This is a genomic window from Rubneribacter sp. (assembly GCF_965361815.1).
The window spans coordinates 1-3470 of record NZ_CBDTNW010000001.1; the positions used below are offsets into that span (position 1 = coordinate 1).

At 70.0% G+C, this 3470-nt stretch carries 5 protein-coding genes; 3 read left to right on the forward strand and 2 right to left on the reverse strand.

Features of this window, described 5'->3' with window-relative positions; translation table 11 throughout:
• Positions 1 to 129, forward strand: a 129-nt coding sequence (locus tag ACWKY3_RS00005) for a DUF1846 family C-terminal domain-containing protein (RefSeq protein ID WP_449314371.1), incomplete at its 5' end; no start/stop codon positions are given.
• A 125-nt stretch (positions 130 to 254) separates the two neighbouring features.
• On the opposite strand, the gene ACWKY3_RS00010 is transcribed toward ACWKY3_RS00005, so the two are convergent.
• Entirely contained in the window at positions 255 to 851 is a 597-nt protein-coding gene (locus ACWKY3_RS00010; protein ID WP_449314367.1) for a response regulator transcription factor, read from the reverse strand.
• 179 nt (positions 852 to 1030) lie between these two features.
• Between ACWKY3_RS00010 and ACWKY3_RS00015 the strand changes: the two genes are divergently transcribed.
• Positions 1031 to 1789 carry a hypothetical protein gene (locus ACWKY3_RS00015; RefSeq protein WP_449314368.1) on the forward strand — a complete coding sequence of 253 codons (759 nt, stop codon included), beginning with the start codon at positions 1031 to 1033 and terminating at the stop codon, positions 1787 to 1789.
• Between the two features lie 53 nt (positions 1790 to 1842).
• On the opposite strand, the gene ACWKY3_RS00020 is transcribed toward ACWKY3_RS00015, so the two are convergent.
• Positions 1843 to 2742 (reverse strand): NAD(+)/NADH kinase, encoded by a 900-nt coding sequence (locus ACWKY3_RS00020; RefSeq protein WP_449314369.1) that lies wholly within the window; start codon positions 2740 to 2742, stop codon positions 1843 to 1845.
• A 66-nt stretch (positions 2743 to 2808) separates the two neighbouring features.
• Here ACWKY3_RS00020 and ACWKY3_RS00025 point away from each other — a divergent pair.
• The coding region (locus tag ACWKY3_RS00025; RefSeq protein ID WP_449314370.1) for a lipid II flippase MurJ at positions 2809 to 3470 on the forward strand (662 nt) is incomplete at its 3' end.

A 3470-nucleotide genomic window follows, 5' to 3' on the forward strand; every position in this document is an offset into this window, starting at 1 on the left:
GACCTGCGCGGCTGCGACGCGTTCTTCAGCGTGATCCTGTCGGCCACCGACGAGAAGCTCTACCGCACGCTCGGCATCAACGTGTGCTGCGAGCCGAAGTACGAGCAGCACCGCTACTATCATAAGTAAGCGCCCCTTTGCCCCGCCCCCCTCCCGCAGCGAATCCGAAAGCGAACGGGGCGGGCGGGGCGGCAGACGGGCCGGCGGAGCAACAGGCGCCGAAACCCCCGAAAACCGCCCGGCGGGCCGCTCGCTCAGCCGACCCGGCCCGCCGGCTCGGCAGCGGCCATCGCCTCCGCAAGCTCGGCCTTTCCCGACACGCCCATCTTGCGGTAGAGGTTGCGCACGTGGGTTTTCACCGTGTCGCGGGACAAGCACAGCTCGCGCGCGATCTCGGGCTGGGTGCGGCCCTGCGCGACAAGGCGCAGCACCTCCTCCTCGCGCCGCGTGAGGCCGTGCGCGCGGGCGGCGCGGGCGCATCGCGCCTCCGGCGACGCATCCCGTTCGCGATAGCGCTCCACAAGCCCGCGCAATTCGGCGACCGCGCGGGCTTCGGCGGCCTCGGCCGCGCGCCACGACCTTCCAAGCGCCGCCCCCGCCGCAAACGACCCCGCGCAGGATGCGACGGCGAACAGGGCCGCCGCCGCATCCCCCCGCAGCTCGGACAAAGCGCAGCACCCGACGACGATCGCGGCGAACGCGGAGAGGCGGTACAGGGCAAGAAACGCGTCGGACCGGGCGGGCGCGTCGAAGTAGCACGCGCGCACGACGGAGGCGCATGCCGCCGCGAACGGCAGGGCGGCGCCCACCAGCACGGCCGCCGTCGCGGCCAACGCCGTGAATTCGCCCATGCTGGTCTCCTCTCGCAGTCGGTTGCCTCCAAACGCTCCCATCACGACGAACCATAGCACGCCCAGCGCCCGGACGCAGGGGTGAGATATTTCACCGTTGCCGAAAAACGGCAGCGCGTGCTAGCGTCGAGGGCGACAACCGGGCGCCCCCGCGCCCCGACCCTTCGAGAGGAGAAGCCATGACGCCTGCCCGCAAGGCGCGCATCGCCGCCGGAACCGCCTGCCTGATCGCCGCCGCCCTCGCCATGGGGTGGTTCGTCGGACGCTACGTGCCGGGCGAGCCGCTCGAACCGTCGGCCGACCCAAGCGAGGTGCTCTCGGCCGGAAGCGGGCGGGCCGCCAAGAACGTGGTCGACTTCAACCCGGGGGACGAGGCCCGCATCCCCTCCCTCGTCCAGGGACTCGCATACGAAGCGAGCGAGGAGCTTCTGGCCAACCTGAGCCGCCGGCAAAAGGAGGACCTCGACCGTCTGGGGTTTTGGAAGATCGAGCACGCGGGCCTCTCGCTTGCCGTGAGCGAGTCCCGCATCATCTCGGCGCAATCGTTCGCCGATTGGAACACGGCGTACGCAAGCCCGGAGAAAGTCCTCTCCGATGGAAGCATCATCCTCGTCGCCGTCTCGATGACCAACGCCTCGGACGCGCCGTTCGAAGCCGGGGCGGGTTCCCTGCCCACGTTCACGCTATGGAGCGACCTGCTCGTCGGCGTCGACGACGCGATGGGCGCCGGCATCGCGCTCGACCTGGAGGCGTACGCGCTTTTGAACCCCGGCGAGGACATCCTCGCCCCCGGCGAAACCCGGCAGATCGTGCTGCCGTTTCGCATCGTGGGCAACGCGCTCGCCAACCCGTCCGAGCCTGAGGGACTGAGAGTCGAAAGCTTCGCCCTCCAAACGTCCGATTACGCCGCGGCCACCACCTACCGCCTGTGGCTCTGAGCCTCTCCGCGCCGTCGCCGCGCGCATGAGCGGCTCCCTGCGTTGCGGGCGCGTCAGAAGAACACCTTGGCGGCGTGCTCGTAGAAACCCTCGTGGCGATGGCGCAAAAGCACGGTGGGGGCGTCGCCGCGGCGCACGTAGACGCGCCGCACCGGGCGTTCGAACGACAGCACTTCGCCGTCTGCGAACAGCGTGGCGTCGTGGCGGGCGGCATCGGTTGACAGCGACATCTCCACCACGTCGCTCGGCGCGGTCACGATGGCGCGCGAATGCAGCGTGTGCGGCGCCAAGGGAACGGCCACCAACCCCGTGAAGCCGGGCGCCACCAGCGGCCCGCCCGCCGAGAGCGCATAGGCGGTCGATCCTGTGGCGGTGGCCACCACCAGGCCGTCGCCGCGCATGTCGGCCACGTGGGAGCCAGAAACGCCCAGGCCGAAGTCGATGACGCGCCCGTTGGCCCCGCGCGTCACCGCCAGCTCGTTGAGCGCGAAGAAGCTCCGCCTCCCCTCGGGCGCAGGCGAAAGCGCGCCTGCGGAGTCATCCTCGTCGCCCCACGGGTCGGCCTCCCCTTCGCACACCACGTCGATGCGCAGGTTGGTGCGCTGCTCGGCCACCACGTCGCCCGCCAGCGCCGCAGCCACCACGGCCACCACGCCCTCGTCGCTCGAGTTCGCCAGAAAGCCCAGGCGGCCGAAGTTGATCCCCAGGATGGGCACGCCCGTCGTGCCCAGCAGCCGGGCCGTGCGCAAGATGGTGCCGTCGCCGCCGAGCACCACCGCCATGTCCGTGCCCGCGGCAAGCTCGGCCGCTCCCTCGGGCGCGTCCGCCCCCGCAAGGTCGGACGAATCCGCCAGCGCGTGGTCGATCCCCTGACTTGCCAGGTAGGTTGCCAAAAGCAGCGACGCGTCGAGGGCCTTCGAGTTGGAATTATTGCGTACGATGAGGATGCGCATGAGGGTCTTCTTTCCGGGTTTGCTATGATGGGCCATTATATCCGATGCACGAGGAAGCGTCGTTTCATGTCCGACAAGCTCGCACGAGCTCAACATATGCGGCCCGCCGACCCCGGCGCCACCTCGGAGATCCACGTGGGGGGACGTCACGCCGGGCTGGACCGCACGGCCATCGCGGCGGCCGTCGCGCAGACGGTGGTCCCCAAGCCGGAACCGAGGCACGACCCCGCCAGCGCCAAGGCGAAGCTGCGCGCGGCCGCTCCGGGCGAAACCTCCAAGATCGTCATCGGGGGAAAGCACGCCGGACAGGACCTCACGGCTCCGCGCGATCCCTTCGAACCCCAAACCCCCGACCCGCGCGAAGCGACGCGCGACCGAGCCGTTCCCCGCTCGCGACGCGAGCGCGAGGCGTTTTCCGGATCCACCGCGGAGCTGCCCATCGTCAGCAAGCACGCCGGTGCGGACAGAACCCACGCGAATCCCGTGCGCGCCGAAAGCGAGGGCCTTGACGGCGCCGGCAACGCCGACGTCGGCTCCTCCGCCGCGCTCATCAGCGTGTGCGTGATGCTCTCCCGCATCACCGGCTTTGCGCGCACCTGGATCATGGCCTTCGCCCTGGGATCCACGCTGCTCTCAAGCTCCTACCAAGTGGCCAACAACCTGCCCAACCAACTTTACGAGCTGGTGGCGGGCGGCATGCTGGTGACGGCCTTTCTGCCCGTGTACCT